This window comes from Pseudomonadota bacterium (assembly GCA_027620075.1).
Taxonomy (GTDB): Bacteria; Pseudomonadota; Alphaproteobacteria; order Rickettsiales; family UBA6187; genus 1-14-0-20-39-49.
In genome coordinates, this window is the sequence record JAQCEY010000004.1 from 21,173 (window position 1) to 38,259 (window position 17,087).

A 17,087-nucleotide genomic window follows, 5' to 3' on the forward strand; every position below is an offset into this window, starting at 1 on the left:
ATCTAACGGGCTATAAAACTTCCCATTATTTCAGAATAGTTATTTATAAACAGCATCATGCTTGCCGATATAGTTACCATAAGTATAAAAAAACCTATAAATATCTGAATAGGCATCATCACGAAGAAAACCTGCATCTGAGGCATGAGCCTTCCCATCACACCGGCACCTAAAAATAATATCAACCCCACAACCATTTGGGGTGCGGTTATTTTTATTCCCATAAGAAAGCTCTCGGAAACAGCTTTGGTGATAACCTCGCTGAAACCTGCGATAGGGATAGGGTCTGTCGGGGAAAATAAAAGGTAGCTGTCAACTATGCCTGTTAAGAATATGTGGTGCATATCCGTAGTGAAAATCACTAAAATAGCTATCATGTTAAGCAGCATACCGAGCGTTGAGCCTTGCCCGCCCTGACTGGGGTCAAAGATGTTAGCGGCAGACAAACCTATCTGGAAAGATATTGCCTGACCTGCAACGTGCATTGTGCTGAAAATTATTTTAGCAACAGATCCTATCAGTAAGCCTATGATTATTTCGCTTGCCGCTACAAGAAAAAATCCTATCGCACTTGCAGGCAGCGGCGGTAACAGGTCTTTAGCCATTGGGGCTATCAGAACCGATAGCCCTAAAGCTACTATCAGTCTGGCTTTGGAAGATACGTTAGTATCGGAAAGTCCGGGCAATAACAAAACGGCACTTCCTATCCGGCAAAAAACCAGAAAATATACAAAGACTAATTCAATTGTCAGATCATCAAGCATGTTATAAATTCAAAGTTACTATACATAAACATTATTGACTTAATTTTTGCATTTTTTCAAATAATTATTAGACTCATAGGTTAAACGGCTTGCCTTAATGGTACGGCAAGGCTATAAGGTCATAGTAAAGACGGCAAGTAATAGGAGAGTTTTTATGCCTAATATGATATTTGTTCTGGCAGACGGTACGGAAAAAGAAGTTGATGCACCCGAAGGGCTTTCGGTGATGGAGATAGCACATAAAAACGATATTCCTCTTGAAGGAGCTTGTGAAGGTTCTTTAGCGTGTTCGACCTGCCATGTGATAGTAGATGAGCAATATTTTGATATGCTGGATCAGCCTAGCGAAGATGAAGAGGATATGCTTGACCTTGCTTTCGGGCTTGAGGCTACTTCTCGTCTGGGCTGTCAGATAAAAATGTGCGAAGGTTTTGACGGTCTTCGGGTTAAGTTGCCTGAGGCAACCAGAAATATTAGCGTTGATAAATAACCGTTTTTAAAAGCATATACTGTTAAATAAACTCGTAGGAGCTATATGGAAATTTTAACCGGATTTTTTTATAACATTTTTGCTTTCGTAGTAATATTGTCGGTTATCGTGTTTGTTCACGAGTTCGGACATTATTTCATAGCAAAAATATCAGGCGTAAAGATAGAGCAATTCTCTATAGGATTCGGTAAAGAAATTTTCGGGGTTAACGATAAGTCAGGAACAAGGTGGAAGTTCTGTGCCTTGCCCTTTGGCGGATATGTAAAAATGTTCGGTGATATAGACCCTGCATCGGCTCCGGATTCCGAAAAAATAAAAGCATTTACCGAAGATGAAAAGAAAGTGGCATTTCACACCAAGTCGCTACCGATAAAATCGGCGGTTGTCTTTGCCGGTCCTGCTGCAAATTTTATACTTGCTATCGTTATAATGACCTTTGTGTTTTCTACAAAGGGCAAGCCTGTTGAAATACCCCCGAAGATAAATGAGGTATATGAAAATTCTCCGGCTCAAAAAGCCGGTATTATGGTGGGTGATATCATAAAAAAAGCGGACGGCAAGGAGATAGACGAATTTGCCGATTTTAGGGCGGTCGAATCATTAAGCACTGAAAATCCGGTCAATATAGCCGTTGAACGTAACGGCGAAATAAAAGAATTCAGTATAACTCCCGCTATGCGTCAAAGACAGGATATGTTCGGCAATGACATAATGGCTCCTTTTTTCGGGATTGAGGCGGAAGAACTGTTAATACCTGCAAGACTAAGCGTAGTATCATCAGGCTCGGCAGCTGAAAAAGCGGGGCTTATGGCAGGAGATTTGATTACTGAAATAGACGGCATAAAGATAAATTCATTTTCCGATCTGCAACAATTCATCGCCGGTAATAAGGAAGAAACTATAGAGATAGTTTTTGAAAGGGACGGTGTTGTAAACACAACTTTAGCCACTCCGACGGTGCATGAAAAAACCGATAGTGAAGGTAATGTTGTAAAATTTCAGATTCTGGGTGTTAGTGCCGAGAATCCTTATATTGAAAAAGTAGGCATATTCTCTGCGTTTAAATCTTCTATAATAACTACCTACGATATTTCAGCAGGCACATTAAAAGCTATCGGTCAGATGTTTACGGGGCAGCGTTCTCCGACCGATATAAGCGGTCCGATAGGGATTGCCAAATATTCGGGGCAGTCGGCAAAAAGAGGGCTTGATACTATATTATGGTTTATTGTAGTGCTTTCAATAAATTTGGGACTGGTGAATTTATTTCCTATACCGCTGTTGGACGGCGGACATCTTATGTATTATGCGGTTGAAGCGGTTAGAGGAAAACCACTTGCCGACAAGGTTCAGCAGATTGGTTTCAAAATAGGGATTGCTTTAGTAGGAACTCTGTTTATATTTGCAATAGTAAATGATTTGTACAAACTTTTATAATCTCGAGCGACATGTCTTTCATATCCAAAATATTCTTGTTTTTTAGTCTGATAATAACTTTGATAGCCTCCGTAGCTTCTGCTCAGGAGGGGGTTATCAGGGAAGTGGTTATAAAAGGAAACCAGCGTGTTGAAAAAGAAACCATAAAGTCATATATGGACGCTGATGTAGGTGAGTATCTTAGTCAGGATAAAATAAATTCTTCCCTAAAAAGCATGTTCGCAACAGGTCTTTTTAACGATATAAAAGTATCTAACGAAGGCGGCAAACTGATTATTGACGTACTGGAAAACCCTATAGTTAATAAGGTGGTGTTTGAGGGCAATAAAAGAATAAGCGATGATATACTTGAATCGGAAGTAAGTCTAAAATCAAGGTCGGTATATACCAAATCAAAAGTACAAAACGATACGCAGAAAATACAGTCAATGTATAGAAAGAGCGGACGTTTTTCTGTAACTGTCGACCCGAAGGTTGTAACACTTGACCAAAACAGGGTGGACATTATTTTTGAAATCAAGGAAGGCAAGAAAACTACCGTAGGTAAAATCAATTTTATCGGTAACAAGGTATTTGACGACAGGGACTTAAAGTCCAAGATGAACACAAAAGAGTCACGTTGGTATAGTTTCTATTCGGGAAATGATACCTACGACCCTGACAAGGTAGCGTTCGATAAGGAGCTTTTAAGGAAATTCTATATATCTAAAGGATACGCTGATTTTAGGGTTATATCGCATACTGCCGAGATAACTCCGGATAACAAACACTTTATTTTGAACTTTACCGTTGAAGAGGGTGATAAATATAAGTTCGGTAAAATGGATATAACCAGTGCTTTGCCGAGGTTGAAGGTTGAGGAGTTAAGTGAGACTTTACAGACTAAAGAAGGTGAGGACTTTGACGCATCAAAAGTTGATGATACGATTGAGGAAATGACCAACCTTCTAAACGATATGGGCTATGCGTTTGTAGATATCGACGCTAAATATGATCGTAACCCCGATACCGACATTATAAATCTGGCATATAATATCAAGGAAGGACCTAAGGTATATATTAATCGTATAAATATTAACGGTAACGTTAGAACTCATGATAAGGTTATCAGACGTGAGTTCCGTCTGGCGGAAGGCGATCCGTTCAATGCCGCTAAAATAAGACGTTCAAAACAACGTATCGAAAATCTAGGGTTTTTTGACAGGATAGAGATTGAAAGGGCAAGAACCTCCGAGCCTGATAAAGCCGATATCAACGTTGAGGTCAGTGAAAAATCCACAGGTGAGCTTAGCTTCGGTGCAGGATTTTCTACGCATGACGGGGCTTTGGGTAATATAAGTCTGCAAGAGCGTAACCTGCTTGGGCGTGGTCAGCAGCTTAGTACCAGTATCCAGAAATCTCAAACAGGTCTGTCTTTGGAGCTGGGTTTTACCGAGCCATACTTTTTGGATAAAGACCTTGCGGCAGGGTTTGATGTGTGGAACTTCTCAAGTGACCGTATTGATGACGAGGTAAGCTCTACCGACTCAACGGGCTTCTCTTTACGCGGTTCTTATAGTCTTACCGAGCATTTACGTCATACCATACGCTATACTATAAAGCAGGACAGGGTGACAAATATCCGTTCGGACGCATCACCGATAGTTGTAAGTCAGGCAGGTGAAACTCTTGCTTCGATAATCGGACATTCATTCTTGTACGATAAGCGCGATAACCGCTTCAATCCTAAGGAAGGGTATTTTATCCTGTTCGACCAGAAAGTTGCCGGAGCAGGTGGCGACCTTAACTATTTAAGGCATGAAGCAAAGGTGGGGTATTATTATCCTATATACGAAGATGACTTTATCTTAAAACTGAACGTAAGCGGCGGTCATATAGCAGGATTCGGCGGAAAAAGCATTCGTTATGCGGATAATTTTAGGCTGACGGGGCGTACCATACGCGGTTTTGAAACGGTTGGTTTCGGACCTACGGACTTTACGAACAGTACCGAAGGAACGGTACTTGGCGGTAAAAGATATTATGCGGTGAAATCGCAGCTTGATTTCCCTATAGCATATGTTCCGGACGAGCTGGGGTTTACAGGTTTTGTTTTTAATGATATGGGTGGAATAACAGGTTTGGACGATGCCGATAATCCTGCCATAGTTGACAGGGATACGTTGCATGCCTCTGCCGGATTGGGTTTCTCGTGGATATCTCCTCTTGGACCGTTGAATGTAAGTTATGGTGTGCCTTACCTGAAAGAATCACGTGACAGAACGCAAAGATTGCAATTTGATTTCGGTACCAGATTCTAAAAGAAGATAATTATAAAAAATGGAAAAAAAATGAAAAAGACGCTGATATTAATATTTATTACCTTGTTCAATATCTCATCTGCCGCTACTGCCGCAGATTTAAAAATAGCGGTCGTTGATATACAGCAGGTTCTTCAGGATTCGAAGGCGGCTAATGATATAAGGGAAAAGATAAAAACCAAAAGAGATAAATATCAGGACGAAATAACCAAAGAAGAAGAAAAGCTGCGTGAAGAAGAGAAAAAACTTGCTTCACAAAGCGGAGTTCTTGCACAAGAAGTCTTTGAACAAAAGCGTGAAGAGTTCAAGGAAAAACTTATAAAGGTTCAAAGAGATGTTCAGGTTAAAAGAGCCAATCTTGATAACACCTTATCCGGTTCTTTAGCTCAGGTGCAGGAAGTGGTTTTCCAGATTATAGAAGATCTTGCAAAAGAAAACGGCTTTGAAGTTGCTATACCTACATCGCAGATATTATATGCAAATAAAAGTTTGAACATTACAGATGAAGTTCTAAAAAGGCTTGATAAGAAATTGCCTAAAGTAAAAACACCTGAGTAATCAATACCATGCCAGATTTAGAATTTTTTGATAGTATCGAGTCGCTATCTCTTGAGGAAATAGCAAAGATAGCAGGTGCAAAGATATATCGTTCCGAGGATAGTAAAAAGAAGTTTGCCGGTGTTGCACCCATAGATGCCGCCAAGTCGGACGAAGTTACTTTTCTTAGCAATAAGAAATACGGCAATGACCTTATGAGCAGTAAGGCGGGGGCATGTATAATGTCCGCTGAAACTATAGAAAAAGCACCAAAGGAAATGGATATATTAGTTTCGGATAATCCTTATGCCGCATATGCAAAAGTTGCTACGAAATTTTATCCGATAAATAATAATAACAATAATGATATTTCGGAAAATGCCTATATATCTGAAAGTGCAAAGGTGGGGCAGAAGTGCCGGATAGAAGCGGGTGCTTATGTAGGTAATAATGTAACTATAGGCAGTGGTTGCTATATAGCATCAGGGGCTTATATCGGGGATAGTGTTAAAATAGGCAATGACTGTATTATAAGGCATGGTGTTACCGTAAGCCATACTATCATAGGTAATAATGTGATATTGCATCCCGGTGTGAAAGTGGGGCAGGACGGATTTGGTTTTGCCACCGATAAGGGTGTGCATATAAAAGTGCCGCAATTGGGTAGGGTCATAATTGAGGACGATGTTGAAATCGGTGCTAATAGCTGTGTAGACAGAGGAGCAGGACCGGACACCGTGATAGGGCGAAATACCAAGATAGATAATCTTGTGCAGATAGGGCATAACGTAAAGATAGGCAAGGGGTGTATTATCGTTTCGCATGTGGGTATCTCGGGCAGTACCAAAATAGGTGATTATACCGTAATAGGCGGTCAGGTGGGGGTGGCAGGTCACCTGAAGATAGGCAGTATGGTAACTATTGCGGCTCAATCAGGTGTGATGCATAACATAGAAGACGGTATGAAAATAGGCGGTTCTCCCGCTATTAATATTAAAGATTACCACAGACAAACAATAGCTATAAAAAAATTGCTCAATAAGAAAGGCTAAAAAATGACGCAAAGCAAAGAAACTATAGTTGGAATTGAAGAAATCATACAAATGATACCGCATAGATATCCTATTTTGCTGATAGATAGGATAGTCAGCTTTACTCCTGATGATTCTATGGTAGCCTTGAAGAATGTTACTTTTAACGAGCCGCACTTTATGGGGCATTTTCCCGATAAGCCGATTATGCCCGGTGTTCTGATAGTGGAAGCTATCGCACAGGCATCTGCGGTTTTTACTGTAAAGACTCTTGGGGACGAGGCAAAAGGCAAGCTTGTATATTTTATGTCTATTGATGACGCAAAATTCAGGAAGCCGGTAGTTCCGGGTGATAGCCTGTATCTGGAGGTGAAAAAACTACAAAACCGTAAATCGGTATGGAAATTTTCAGGAGTGGCAACTGTAGAAGGAAAAAAAGTTGCAGAAGCAACCGTAACCGCAATGTTAATGGATCCAAATGAATAAAATTCACGCAACCGCCATAATAGAAGATGGTGCAAAAATAGGTAATAATGTTGAAATAGGTGCTTACACAGTTGTGGGTGCAAATGTTGTAATAGGCGATAATGTAAAGATTTATTCGCATGTCGCTATTGACGGATATACAACGATAGGCGAGGGGACTCGTATATTCCCGTTCGCATCTATCGGTCATATTCCTCAGGATTTGAAATTCCAAGGTGAAAAATCAACATTAGTGATAGGCAAGAATAATACTATCCGTGAGCATGTAACCATGAATCCGGGCACACAAGGCGATGCTATGACCACTATCATCGGCGATAACTGCCTGTTTATGGTGGGAGCTCATGTGGCACATGATTGCGTTGTAGGTAACAGAGTGATTCTGGCGAATAACGCAACACTTGCAGGGCATGTCAAGGTCGGTGATTTTGCGGTGATAGGCGGTTTAGCGGCAATACATCAATTTGTGCGGATAGGGCATCATGCAATGATAGGCGGTATGTCGGGTATTGAAAATGATGTGATACCTTACGGTCAGGCTATGGGTGAAAGGGCGAATTTATGCGGTCTTAATCTTGTAGGGCTAAAACGCGGTAATTTCAAACGTGAGGAAATACATACTTTAAGAAATGCCTATCGTTTGATATTCTCACAAGAGGGAACATTGCAGGAGCGTATGGAAGATGCTGCCGAGATGTTCAAAGATAATATCGGTGTAAAAGAGATTATTGAGTTCATAAGGACAAATAGTTCAAGGGCAATATGCCAGCCAAAACATGATAGTGTGAAAAACGCAGATGCAGCATGATACGAAATTCTCAAAAATAGGTCTGATAGCGGGCAACGGTGACCTGCCTGAAAAAATAATTCGCCAGTGCATTAATTCGGGCATAGATGTTTTCGTTATCTTAATCACCGATAATCTGCCCGGTTCTATAAGTAAAGTCCAAAGCGTTAAGCTTAATATAGGTTCTGTCGGAAAAGCGATAAAAACCTTAAAAGAAGAGAAGGTGGAGCAGGTTGTTTTTGCCGGTGGACTCAAAAGACCCAAATTGCTATCGCTGAGTTTGGATGCAGGCGGTATAAAGCTGCTGGCAAGGATAACCAAGGCTAAGTTCAACGGTGACAATAAATTACTGACTACCGTTATCGGATTCTTTGAAGATAACGGTTTTGAAATAGTAGGTGCTGACGAGATATTAGAAGATGCTCTTGTCACTATGGGGCAGCTAGGCAAGGTTAAACCTGACCAAAGACAAAAAGAGGATATTGAGGTTGGAAAAGAAATTGCCAAGAAAATAGGTGAACTTGATATCGGGCAAAGTGTAATAGTGCAGGACGGGGTTGTTATCGGCGTTGAGGCAATTGAGGGAACCGACGGGCTTATACAAAGATGCAGCGAACTGCAAATGGAGAAAAAAGGCGGTGTTCTGGTAAAGGTGAAAAAGCCCGGTCAGGATAGCAGGGTAGACTTGCCGACGATAGGACCTGTCACCATTATGAAAGCGTATGAAAACGGTCTGGCAGGTATTGCCGTTGAAGCCGGAGGGGCTTTGATAATCGACAAGGAAGAGGTTATCAAAATGGCAGATGAATACGGATTGTTTATAATAGGGGTTTAGGAAAACTTCAACTTAGTAAATTTTATAAAAATGACAAAAACATCAGCAATAAAAGTTGAAGGATTATATAAGGCTTATAAGCTCAAAAAAGGCAGCGATAAGGTTGCACTTAACCATATTGACCTTGAGATACCGGAGGGGTCGTTTTTTGGATTATTAGGTCCTAACGGTGCGGGTAAGTCTACATTTATAAATATACTGGCAGGTCTGGTTAATAAAACCGAAGGTAATGTCAGCATATGCGGTCATGATATCGACAAGCAGACAAAAGCCGCACGCAGGGCTATCGGGGTTGTGCCGCAGGAGTTGGTGCTTGACCCTTTCTTTCCTCCTTTTGAGGCACTGGAAAATACCGCAGGATATTATGGTGTACCGAAAAATAAACGCAGAACTATGGAAATAATCGAAGCCGTGGGCTTAGGCGATAAGGCTTACTCTCAAGCAAGGAGTCTTTCAGGCGGTATGAAACGCAGGTTGTTAATTGCAAAAGCACTGGTGCATTCCCCTAAGGTGCTTGTTCTTGATGAGCCGACAGCAGGCGTAGATGTTGAGCTTAGAACCCAGCTTTGGGAATATGTTACAAAGCTTAATAAGGAAGGTACGACCGTAGTGCTTACCACACACTATCTGGAGGAAGCCGAGGAGCTTTGCGATAAGATAGCGGTCATTAATCACGGCAAAATAATTGCTAACGATACTAAAAAGAATGTGATGAAAACAATAGACCGCAAAAAAATAATTATTGTAGGTAACGAGCCGTTCACAGAAGTACCGAAGGAGCTTGGCGGTTATAATGCAACTATCAATGCGGAAGGAAGCATTGAAATAGAATATAATACTTCAAAGATATCCATAGATAGGATACTACAAGATGTTGCTAAATCAAAAATAACTATACGTGACCTTTCCACCGAAGAAGCAGATTTGGAAGAAATATTCAAATATCTGACTGCTAAAGTTGCTTAGTTATAATAAATACTAAGTTCGTATCTTATAAGAGAAACGTAAATGAATTTATTTTACGTAAAAAAACACTTGCACAATTCATTCTATTTATCTATAAAGCTAGAAAGTTAAAATAATCGTATGGTTATACAATGAAAGTTCTTATGATAGTAGTTAATATATTGAGTTTTCATCAGCAGGATATGCAGATACAAACCAAGGTCACTTCAATGGAAGAATGTCAGTATATGCAGGCAAATCCGCAATATAACTCTTCTATAGAATGCGTACCTTTGGTTAATCTATAGTTTTTGCTAATCAAACGTCCCTATGATTTCGGGCGTTTTGTCTTTCTCGGGCTATTTGCTCGCAGTAGGGCAATATTTTATTTACGGTGTTAATGGCTGTGCAAGAGGCTAAATAGCCGGCAACAGCCATATTTGAATTTGTAGGCAATCCCGATTATTTGCAAATTTGCTCACCGATTAATACGCCTGTAACAATTCCTCGTGCCGTATTTTCTCGTCCGGCTATATCCTGTATTTCGTTTTGCTGCCTAAAACCTTGGTACAAACTCGCTGTGAGCAGTCCTCCCGCCGTACCGAAAGCCGTCATAACCGCTAAAGAGGTTATTGCGTTGCTATTATATAGGCTTTGTTCGTGAATTTGCATTATATATCCTTAATTTTATATAATTAATTCGGTAAATTAATTATATAAGGAACACTATGGTGTGTAAATTTAAAAAACTTGTTGGGGAAAAAACAAAAATGTAATATGATAAAAAATCAGATATTTTTTGATTATACTACAAGGGGATAAGAATGAGTGCGGAAATAATTTTAGGCATAATCGTTTTAGCATTGATAGCATTTCTTATAATTCTATATAATCGTCTGGTAAAGCTACGCCAGAACCGTAAGAACGCATTTTCAGATATTGATGTACAGCTTAAACAAAGATATGACCTTGTCCCACAGCTTGTAAATACTGTAAAAGGCTATGCCGAGCATGAGTCGAAAGTGTTTGAGGAAGTAACAAAAATGCGTGCGAGAATCGATTCAAACGCTCCGGTGGCAGAAAGAGCCGCTACCGAATCTGCCTTAGGTAATGCCATGATGAACCTTTTTGCCGTAGCGGAAAATTATCCCGACTTAAAAGCCGATTCAAATTTCAGGCATTTGCAGACGGAGCTTTCAGATATTGAAAATAAAATAGCTTCTGCCAGACGCTTCTTTAATAATGCCACGAATGAGCTTAATACGGCATGTGAACAATTTCCCTCTGTTTTGGTCGCCAAAATGTTCGGTTTTAAACAAGAAGCATTTTTTGATGTCGGTGATGATGAAAGGGAGAAAATCGAAACCGCTCCTGAAGTTAAATTCTAGGATATATCAATGCAACACGGTATAGGTCTACAATCTAGTATCTGGAATAATAATCTCAAATCCATGTTCTTGCTGTTAAGTTTCCCGTTCGTTATTTTGGGAATGTGCTGGGCTGTGTTCTTTGCAATGACGGGAACGGCACAGGAAGCAAACAAGATGGCAACGGACAGCTTTGTTTTTGTTGTAATCGGTGTGGTTATTTGGTTCGTAATCGCATGGTTCTCACATCAGAGCCTTATAAATAAAGAAACGCATGCCAGACCTTTAGAAAGAAAAGAAAACCCGAAAGTCTATAACCTTCTTGAAAATCTATGCATCAGCCGAGGCATAACCATGCCTAAATTATTCATTATAGATTCTGAAGCCCTGAATGCCTATGCCAGCGGTATAAGCGAAAAAACATATGCCGTTACGCTTACCGGCGGGATAATAGAAAAACTCGAAGATGACGAGCTTGAAGCCGTAATAGCCCATGAGCTTGCCCATATAATTAACCGTGATGTACGCCTGCTTATAGTTTCCATAATATTCGTAGGTATCATAAGCGTGATAAGCGAAATGCTGGTGAGGGGTGTTTTCCGTGGGTTTACGGGTCGCAAAAGGGGCGATGGCAAAGGGCAGATATTCATGATATTGATTGTGATAGCCGTTGCTGCAATAGGGTATTTATTATCGATACTTATAAGGTTCGCACTTTCAAGGCGAAGGGAGTTTCTGGCAGATGCCGGTGCGGTTGAGCTTACTAAGAACAGCGATGCACTTGTAAGGGCGTTGCAGAAAATATCAGGTAATTCAAATATTGAAGGCGTTGATGATGACGTAAAGCAAATGATGATAGATAATCAGGTGTCATTCTTGGGTATGTTTGCCACACACCCCCCTATTAATGACAGGATAGCGGTTCTAAAAAATTATTAATTTGTTCGGCGGTAAGTCGGGTTTGCGAAGTTGGTCGAATCAACTTCTACAAAAAAATCTCATTTAATTATTGATTAACTATTATTATATATAATTCAGATTGTTTTATAGTATTTGTTATTTTTATTTAATAGCATAAATACAAAGCAAAAACACTATACTTGCACTTTTAAACTTTTTGTTTATCTTAATTTTTTAAATTTTTTCAAAGAAGGACGGAATGCCTGATTTTTTAGATTTAGATAATATATCACCTGACGAGCTGAGGGGCATAATATCCCTTGCCAAAGATATGAAGGGAAAGCTAAAGGAAGGTGAAGTGCAGATGCCGTTGATTGGCAGCCAGCTTGCCATGATATTTGAAAAACCTTCAACACGTACCCGTACTTCATTCGAAGTCGGTATCAACCAGCTTGGCGGTAACAGTATTATTTTAAATACTAATGACAGCCAGCTCGGCAGGGGTGAGCCTATTTCCGATACCGCCTGTGTATTATCAAGATATGTCGATATAATAATGATACGCTGCTTTTCGCACGATACGTTGCTTGAGCTTGCAAAATACGCTTCGGTTCCGGTTATTAACGGGCTGACCGATTATAGCCACCCCTGTCAGGTAATGGCGGATATAATGACATTTGAAGAACATAAGGGTGATATAAAAAATAAAAAAGTTGCATGGGTAGGTGATGCTAATAATGTTACTACATCATGGGTGCATGCTGCGGTAAAGCAAGGTTTTGAGCTTAGTATCGCAACTCCTGAGGCTCTCAAGCCTTCAAAAGAGCTGTGTAAATGGTTCAAAGAGAATAACGGCAAAGTATCGTTGACGACAAAACCTGAAGAAGCGGTGACCGATGCCGACCTTGTTACCACAGATACATGGGTTTCAATGGGTGACAAAGATACGGAAAAAAGAATTAAACTGCTTACACCGTATCAGGTAAATGATAGAATAATGGGGCTTGCGAAGAAAGATGCTATATTTATGCACTGTCTTCCTGCCCATAGGGGGGAAGAGGTCTCCGGCAGTGTAATAGACGGAAAACAGTCGGTTGTATTTGATGAAGCTGAAAACAGGTTGCACATACAGAAGGCTATTATAATTTGGTGCTTGAAAAAAACACTTTAAATATAGTAAACTGAGTTACCATGAAGGATCAAGATAAAGAAATTGCACAAAAGATAAAAGACGGGTCATATTTCAATGACGCACATGAATGGTATATGCAGCGATATATAACGGTTGTAACCGAAAGGTCTTTCCTTATAATATTAGCAGGCATATTTTGTATTTGCTTTATCCTTCTATCTTTAAATCTATCGGCTATAATAGATAAAACTCCAAAAGTACCGTTGCCTATAGAAGTTGAAAACTCAACCGATTATTTTTCATTCATAAAGCCCATCGCCAAAAAAGAAGAGACCACTCAGGAGGCTATGGCAAGGTATTTCATAGAGGATTATGTAAAAACACGTGAGGAATATCTACCGGATGAGATGTACGGTGAGAAATTCCAGTATAAAATGAAAAAAGTTAAAAGTACGTCATCTAAGAAAGTTCTTAACGAGTATATGAACTACATGAACGACCTTAACCCGTATAGTCCCGTTGCAAGATATAAGGATCATACCGAGCGTGCTATAAAGATCAGGAGCGTGGAGTTTATCGGAGATGATAAAACATCAGGTCAGGCTAGGGTTTTATTTACCGCAACAGTGATAGAGCCGAGGACTTCTGAAGAGCTTGAAGAAGAAAGGCTAAAAGAAGGAAAAGTTACAGGATACAAAAAAATTTCAAGAAGCAGTTGGGAAGCTACTGTACATTTTAGACTTCCTGATATAGAAACAATAGCCAGAACCGGTGCTCCGTTACGTTTTATAGTAAAATACTACGGAATAAGGTTGCTCGGTAAATAATTTATTAAGGTTTTATTAAAGGTTTTAATGATGAATTCATTTATATACAGATTGTTGATTTTTATAATATTTGTAGCTCCAAATGCAAGCTGGGCAATACAAAAGTCCAGACCTTTACCTATAGATAGCAGGTTGCGTGTTATTACCTACAACCCTAACGGCATTCACCATTACACAGGTTACTATAACTATCAGGCAAGTATAGTATTGGAAGAGGGTGAAGAGGTAAGAACCATATCAATGGGGGATACAAAGTCATGGCAGATAGTGCCGCAAGGTAACCGTCTATTTATAAAGCCGATAGCGGATAACCCTGAAGATGCCAATACTAATATGCTGCTAATTACAAGTAAGAGGATATATCACTTTATTTTACAGGCGGCTGAAGTCAGCGATGAGGGAATTAACGATCCCGAACTGGTTTTTGAAACGAAGTTCCTATATCCTGACAGCGGTAATGACAATAAAAGTGCCGTACTACAGTTCGGTAAACAAAAAAAAGGACCTGACCTGAGCGAGCCTGAAAAATATAACTTTAATTATACCATTTCCGGTTCGGAGCTTGTTGAGCCGCTACGTGTTTTTGACGACGGTGAGTTTACGTTCTTCCAGTTTAAAGATGTAAATGCAGACCTTCCGGCATTTTTCCTTGTCGATTCAAGAGGTGAAGAGGAGCTTGTGAATTATCGTATTGCCGGTGACTATATTGTAATTGAAAGGGTCACAAGTGTTTTTACACTCAGGCACGGTCAGGATGTAGTCTGCGTATTTAACGAAGCTAAACCTTTGCCTAAAAATAACATAATATAATTTATTAAAAGAACTTAGAATTATATTTGTTAAAACGGTTTTTATTGACTTATCCACATAAAATATTACAATCCGACACTTTTTATAGTATTTTCCATTTAATTTATAGTTATATGGAGGATACTATATTTAAAAATCAGATACTTACTTAACAAGAGGGTAAAATGCAACTGAGCGGAGCAGCGATAGTTATAAAGGCTTTGGTAGACCAAGGGGTAGATACTATATTCGGATATCCCGGTGGTGCGGTGTTGCCTTTATATGACGAGCTGTTCAAGCAAAACAAGTTAAGGCACATACTTGTGCGTCATGAGCAGGGTGCGGTGCATGCGGCAGAGGGTTATGCCCGTTCAACAGGAAAGATAGGTGCGGTTTTAGTAACATCGGGACCGGGGGCCACCAATACCGTAACGGGTCTTGCCGATGCTTATCTTGATAGTATTCCTATAATTTGTATAACTGGTCAAGTGCCGTCTCCGCTTATAGGTAGTGATGCTTTTCAGGAGGCAGATGTTGTAGGTATTACAAGACCTTGCACTAAGCATAATTATCTTATAAAAGAAGTGGAAAAAATAGAACATACCGTAAAAGAGGCAATACATATCGCAAGTACCGGGCGACCGGGACCCGTAGTTGTCGACATACCTAAAAATATCCAGAATATGACGGCAGAATATAAAAGCCTGAAAAATGTTACCAGAGAGTCATATAAGGTAACACTTGAAGGCGATGAAGCTGCTATAAAAAAAGCTGTTAAATTGATTGCTGCCTCCAAAAGACCTGTTTTTTATACAGGCGGTGGCGTAATTAATTCGGGTACTAAGGCTTCCGAGCTATTGACAAAATTCGTAAAAATGACAGGGGCGCCTATTACAAATACTTTGATGGGATTCGGCGGATATCCTGCTAATGATAAGCAGTTTTTAGGTATGCTCGGTATGCACGGCTCATATGAAGCAAATATGTGCATGGCTAAATGTGACGTTATGATAAATATCGGTGCTAGGTTCGACGACAGGATTACGGGTCGTCTTGATGCATTTTCGGTAGGCTCGAAGAAGATACATGTTGATATAGACCCTTCATCTATTAATAAAAATGTTATGGTTGATGTTCCGGTTGTGGGCGATGTGGCACATGTATTGGAGAAAATGATAGATATCTGGAAAAAAGAAAAACTATCATGCGATAAGGATTCACTTGAAAAATGGTGGAAGCAGGTTGAGCAATGGCGTGAAAAAGACAGCTTCGGCTATAAACAGTCGGGAAAGGCTATAAAGCCGCAATACGCTCTGGACAGGCTGAACGAAGCATTGCAGGGTAAGGATTTTTTTGTGACTACAGATGTTGGGCAGCATCAGATGTGGGCGGCACAATATATCAAGTTCGACAAGCCTAACCGCTGGATGACTTCCGGGGGGCTTGGTACTATGGGATACGGTTTGCCTGCCGCTATCGGGGTGCAGATAGGAAATCCCGATAAACCTGTGGTGTGCGTTTCGGGTGAGGCATCAATAATGATGAATATTCAGGAATTGGCAACGGCAGTTCAATATCGCCTGCCTGTTAAGGTATTCCTGATGAATAACAGCTATATGGGAATGGTACGCCAGTGGCAGGAGCTTTTCCATGGCGACAGACATTCTGAAAGCTATATGGAGGCATTGCCTGATTTTAAGGAGCTTGCAAAAGCATTCGGACTTACGGGGATTATTTGTGACAGACCCGAAAAGGTTGATGATGCCATAAAAGAAATGCTGGAAACAGATGGTCCGGTTTTTCTTGATATGCAAGTGGATAAGGCGGAAAATGTCTACCCGATGATACCTGCGGGTGCGGCTCATTACGAAATTGAGTTTAGCCCTAATGATAAGATTGAAGTTGATGAGGAAATAGCAAGGCAGAGGGTTTAGAGGTTATTATTATGTCTTATGTAGAAAATAATTTGTTACAAAGCGAGAAAATTGTTTTTAAAGCTGAAGTTAGCCCTTATATATATCTGAATTGCTTTGTGCTGTTAGTTGTTATTCCTTTCATTCTTATAAGGAATACTGGAAGGCTTGACGCACTTACTGAAGTGAGGGGATTTACAGCTTTTATTTTTGCAATATGGTCGGCTATCTTCGGATTAGTATCTTGGATTTATGCTGTAGTTTCAAGGTTTTCAACTGAGATTGCAGTTACTAATAAGAGGATTATAGTAAAATATGGTCTTATGTCTAGGTGTACGATAGAATTAAATTTGTCTAAAATAGAAAGCGTATCCGTTAACCAAGGTATTATGGGTAGATTTCTTAGCTATGGGACTGTTACAATTAATGGAACCGGAGGTATTAAGGTTGATTTTATACATAGCCCGCGTTCTATTGTAAGGTCTGTAAATGAACAGCTAGAGCTTGCCTAATAGAGCATAAAAGAAGCGACTTAGATAATGTGACT

Annotated in this window: 19 protein-coding genes; 17 read left to right on the plus strand and 2 right to left on the minus strand. The window is 40.0% G+C overall.

Features of this window, described 5'->3' with window-relative positions:
- Nucleotides 1-2: 2 nt before the first annotated feature.
- Nucleotides 3-764, minus strand: a complete 762-nt coding sequence (gene fliR / locus O2942_07015; protein MDA0781998.1) for a flagellar biosynthetic protein FliR — start codon at nucleotides 762-764, stop codon at nucleotides 3-5.
- Nucleotides 765-918: 154 nt separating this feature from the next.
- On the opposite strand from fliR, the gene O2942_07020 reads away from it, so the two are divergent.
- The 10 genes from O2942_07020 (at nucleotide 919) to O2942_07065 (ending at nucleotide 9,920) form a co-directional block, all read left to right on the plus strand.
- Nucleotides 919-1,254 carry a ferredoxin family 2Fe-2S iron-sulfur cluster binding protein gene (locus tag O2942_07020; GenBank protein MDA0781999.1) on the plus strand — a complete coding sequence of 112 codons (336 nt, stop codon included), beginning with the start codon at nucleotides 919-921 and terminating at the stop codon, nucleotides 1,252-1,254.
- A gap of 45 nt (nucleotides 1,255-1,299) precedes the next feature.
- On the plus strand, nucleotides 1,300-2,691 hold the full coding sequence (gene rseP, locus O2942_07025; GenBank protein ID MDA0782000.1) for an RIP metalloprotease RseP: 1,392 nt from the start codon (nucleotides 1,300-1,302) through the stop codon (nucleotides 2,689-2,691).
- Nucleotides 2,692-2,702: 11 nt separating this feature from the next.
- Nucleotides 2,703-4,991 (plus strand): outer membrane protein assembly factor BamA, encoded by a 2,289-nt coding sequence (gene bamA / locus O2942_07030; GenBank protein MDA0782001.1) that lies wholly within the window; start codon nucleotides 2,703-2,705, stop codon nucleotides 4,989-4,991.
- 30 nt (nucleotides 4,992-5,021) lie between these two features.
- A complete protein-coding gene (locus O2942_07035) occupies nucleotides 5,022-5,549 on the plus strand; it encodes an OmpH family outer membrane protein (GenBank protein MDA0782002.1) in 528 nt (175 codons plus the stop codon).
- Between the two features lie 8 nt (nucleotides 5,550-5,557).
- Nucleotides 5,558-6,580, plus strand: coding sequence for a UDP-3-O-(3-hydroxymyristoyl)glucosamine N-acyltransferase (lpxD, locus tag O2942_07040; GenBank protein MDA0782003.1), 1,023 nt, complete (start codon nucleotides 5,558-5,560; stop codon nucleotides 6,578-6,580).
- A 3-nt stretch (nucleotides 6,581-6,583) separates the two neighbouring features.
- Nucleotides 6,584-7,045, plus strand: coding sequence for a 3-hydroxyacyl-ACP dehydratase FabZ (gene fabZ / locus O2942_07045; protein ID MDA0782004.1), 462 nt, complete (start codon nucleotides 6,584-6,586; stop codon nucleotides 7,043-7,045).
- Nucleotides 7,038-7,853 (plus strand): acyl-ACP--UDP-N-acetylglucosamine O-acyltransferase, encoded by an 816-nt coding sequence (lpxA, locus tag O2942_07050; GenBank protein MDA0782005.1) that lies wholly within the window; start codon nucleotides 7,038-7,040, stop codon nucleotides 7,851-7,853. Before fabZ ends, lpxA begins: the two co-directional genes overlap by 8 nt.
- A complete protein-coding gene (lpxI, locus tag O2942_07055) occupies nucleotides 7,843-8,667 on the plus strand; it encodes a UDP-2,3-diacylglucosamine diphosphatase LpxI (GenBank protein ID MDA0782006.1) in 825 nt (274 codons plus the stop codon). The genes lpxA and lpxI overlap by 11 nt, the downstream gene beginning before the upstream one ends.
- Before the next feature lie 30 nt (nucleotides 8,668-8,697).
- Nucleotides 8,698-9,633 carry an ABC transporter ATP-binding protein gene (locus tag O2942_07060; GenBank protein ID MDA0782007.1) on the plus strand — a complete coding sequence of 312 codons (936 nt, stop codon included), beginning with the start codon at nucleotides 8,698-8,700 and terminating at the stop codon, nucleotides 9,631-9,633.
- A gap of 131 nt (nucleotides 9,634-9,764) precedes the next feature.
- Nucleotides 9,765-9,920 (plus strand): hypothetical protein, encoded by a 156-nt coding sequence (locus O2942_07065; protein ID MDA0782008.1) that lies wholly within the window; start codon nucleotides 9,765-9,767, stop codon nucleotides 9,918-9,920.
- 154 nt (nucleotides 9,921-10,074) lie between these two features.
- Here O2942_07065 and O2942_07070 read toward each other — a convergent pair whose 3' ends face one another.
- Entirely contained in the window at nucleotides 10,075-10,284 is a 210-nt protein-coding gene (locus tag O2942_07070; GenBank protein ID MDA0782009.1) for a hypothetical protein, read from the minus strand.
- Nucleotides 10,285-10,436: 152 nt separating this feature from the next.
- Between O2942_07070 and O2942_07075 the strand changes: the two genes are divergently transcribed.
- The 7 genes from O2942_07075 to O2942_07105 all read left to right on the plus strand — a co-directional run bounded on the left by O2942_07075 (nucleotide 10,437) and on the right by O2942_07105 (nucleotide 17,052).
- On the plus strand, nucleotides 10,437-11,000 hold the full coding sequence (locus O2942_07075; GenBank protein MDA0782010.1) for a LemA family protein: 564 nt from the start codon (nucleotides 10,437-10,439) through the stop codon (nucleotides 10,998-11,000).
- Between the two features lie 9 nt (nucleotides 11,001-11,009).
- A complete protein-coding gene (locus tag O2942_07080) occupies nucleotides 11,010-11,918 on the plus strand; it encodes a M48 family metallopeptidase (protein ID MDA0782011.1) in 909 nt (302 codons plus the stop codon).
- A gap of 220 nt (nucleotides 11,919-12,138) precedes the next feature.
- Complete coding sequence (gene argF / locus O2942_07085) at nucleotides 12,139-13,050, plus strand: ornithine carbamoyltransferase (GenBank protein MDA0782012.1); 912 nt, start codon at nucleotides 12,139-12,141, stop codon at nucleotides 13,048-13,050.
- Nucleotides 13,051-13,070: 20 nt separating this feature from the next.
- The gene (locus O2942_07090) at nucleotides 13,071-13,838 is read left to right on the plus strand and encodes a VirB8/TrbF family protein (protein ID MDA0782013.1); all 768 of its coding nucleotides are present in this window, start codon (nucleotides 13,071-13,073) and stop codon (nucleotides 13,836-13,838) included.
- A 30-nt stretch (nucleotides 13,839-13,868) separates the two neighbouring features.
- The gene (gene virB9 / locus O2942_07095) at nucleotides 13,869-14,648 is read left to right on the plus strand and encodes a P-type conjugative transfer protein VirB9 (protein MDA0782014.1); all 780 of its coding nucleotides are present in this window, start codon (nucleotides 13,869-13,871) and stop codon (nucleotides 14,646-14,648) included.
- A gap of 164 nt (nucleotides 14,649-14,812) precedes the next feature.
- Entirely contained in the window at nucleotides 14,813-16,561 is a 1,749-nt protein-coding gene (ilvB, locus tag O2942_07100; GenBank protein MDA0782015.1) for a biosynthetic-type acetolactate synthase large subunit, read from the plus strand.
- Between the two features lie 11 nt (nucleotides 16,562-16,572).
- Complete coding sequence (locus tag O2942_07105) at nucleotides 16,573-17,052, plus strand: PH domain-containing protein (protein ID MDA0782016.1); 480 nt, start codon at nucleotides 16,573-16,575, stop codon at nucleotides 17,050-17,052.
- Nucleotides 17,053-17,087: the final 35 nt, after the last annotated feature.

Excerpts from the sequence above, each read along its gene's own strand:
- O2942_07020 (MDA0781999.1), top strand. The coding sequence starts at position 919 with ATGCCTAATATGATATTTGTTCTGGCAGACGGTACGGAAAAAGAAGTT.
- argF (MDA0782012.1), top strand. The coding sequence starts at position 12,139 with ATGCCTGATTTTTTAGATTTAGATAATATATCACCTGACGAGCTGAGG.
- O2942_07105 (MDA0782016.1), top strand. The coding sequence starts at position 16,573 with ATGTCTTATGTAGAAAATAATTTGTTACAAAGCGAGAAAATTGTTTTT.
- fabZ (MDA0782004.1), top strand. The coding sequence starts at position 6,584 with ATGACGCAAAGCAAAGAAACTATAGTTGGAATTGAAGAAATCATACAA.
- O2942_07080 (MDA0782011.1), top strand. The coding sequence starts at position 11,010 with ATGCAACACGGTATAGGTCTACAATCTAGTATCTGGAATAATAATCTC.
- O2942_07070 (MDA0782009.1), bottom strand. The coding sequence starts at position 10,284 with ATGCAAATTCACGAACAAAGCCTATATAATAGCAACGCAATAACCTCT.
- fliR (MDA0781998.1), bottom strand. The coding sequence starts at position 764 with ATGCTTGATGATCTGACAATTGAATTAGTCTTTGTATATTTTCTGGTT.
- lpxI (MDA0782006.1), top strand. The coding sequence starts at position 7,843 with ATGCAGCATGATACGAAATTCTCAAAAATAGGTCTGATAGCGGGCAAC.
- lpxD (MDA0782003.1), top strand. The coding sequence starts at position 5,558 with ATGCCAGATTTAGAATTTTTTGATAGTATCGAGTCGCTATCTCTTGAG.
- O2942_07075 (MDA0782010.1), top strand. The coding sequence starts at position 10,437 with ATGAGTGCGGAAATAATTTTAGGCATAATCGTTTTAGCATTGATAGCA.
- O2942_07035 (MDA0782002.1), top strand. The coding sequence starts at position 5,022 with ATGAAAAAGACGCTGATATTAATATTTATTACCTTGTTCAATATCTCA.
- O2942_07065 (MDA0782008.1), top strand. The coding sequence starts at position 9,765 with ATGAAAGTTCTTATGATAGTAGTTAATATATTGAGTTTTCATCAGCAG.
- ilvB (MDA0782015.1), top strand. The coding sequence starts at position 14,813 with ATGCAACTGAGCGGAGCAGCGATAGTTATAAAGGCTTTGGTAGACCAA.
- bamA (MDA0782001.1), top strand. The coding sequence starts at position 2,703 with ATGTCTTTCATATCCAAAATATTCTTGTTTTTTAGTCTGATAATAACT.
- lpxA (MDA0782005.1), top strand. The coding sequence starts at position 7,038 with ATGAATAAAATTCACGCAACCGCCATAATAGAAGATGGTGCAAAAATA.
- O2942_07090 (MDA0782013.1), top strand. The coding sequence starts at position 13,071 with ATGAAGGATCAAGATAAAGAAATTGCACAAAAGATAAAAGACGGGTCA.
- rseP (MDA0782000.1), top strand. The coding sequence starts at position 1,300 with ATGGAAATTTTAACCGGATTTTTTTATAACATTTTTGCTTTCGTAGTA.
- virB9 (MDA0782014.1), top strand. The coding sequence starts at position 13,869 with ATGAATTCATTTATATACAGATTGTTGATTTTTATAATATTTGTAGCT.
- O2942_07060 (MDA0782007.1), top strand. The coding sequence starts at position 8,698 with ATGACAAAAACATCAGCAATAAAAGTTGAAGGATTATATAAGGCTTAT.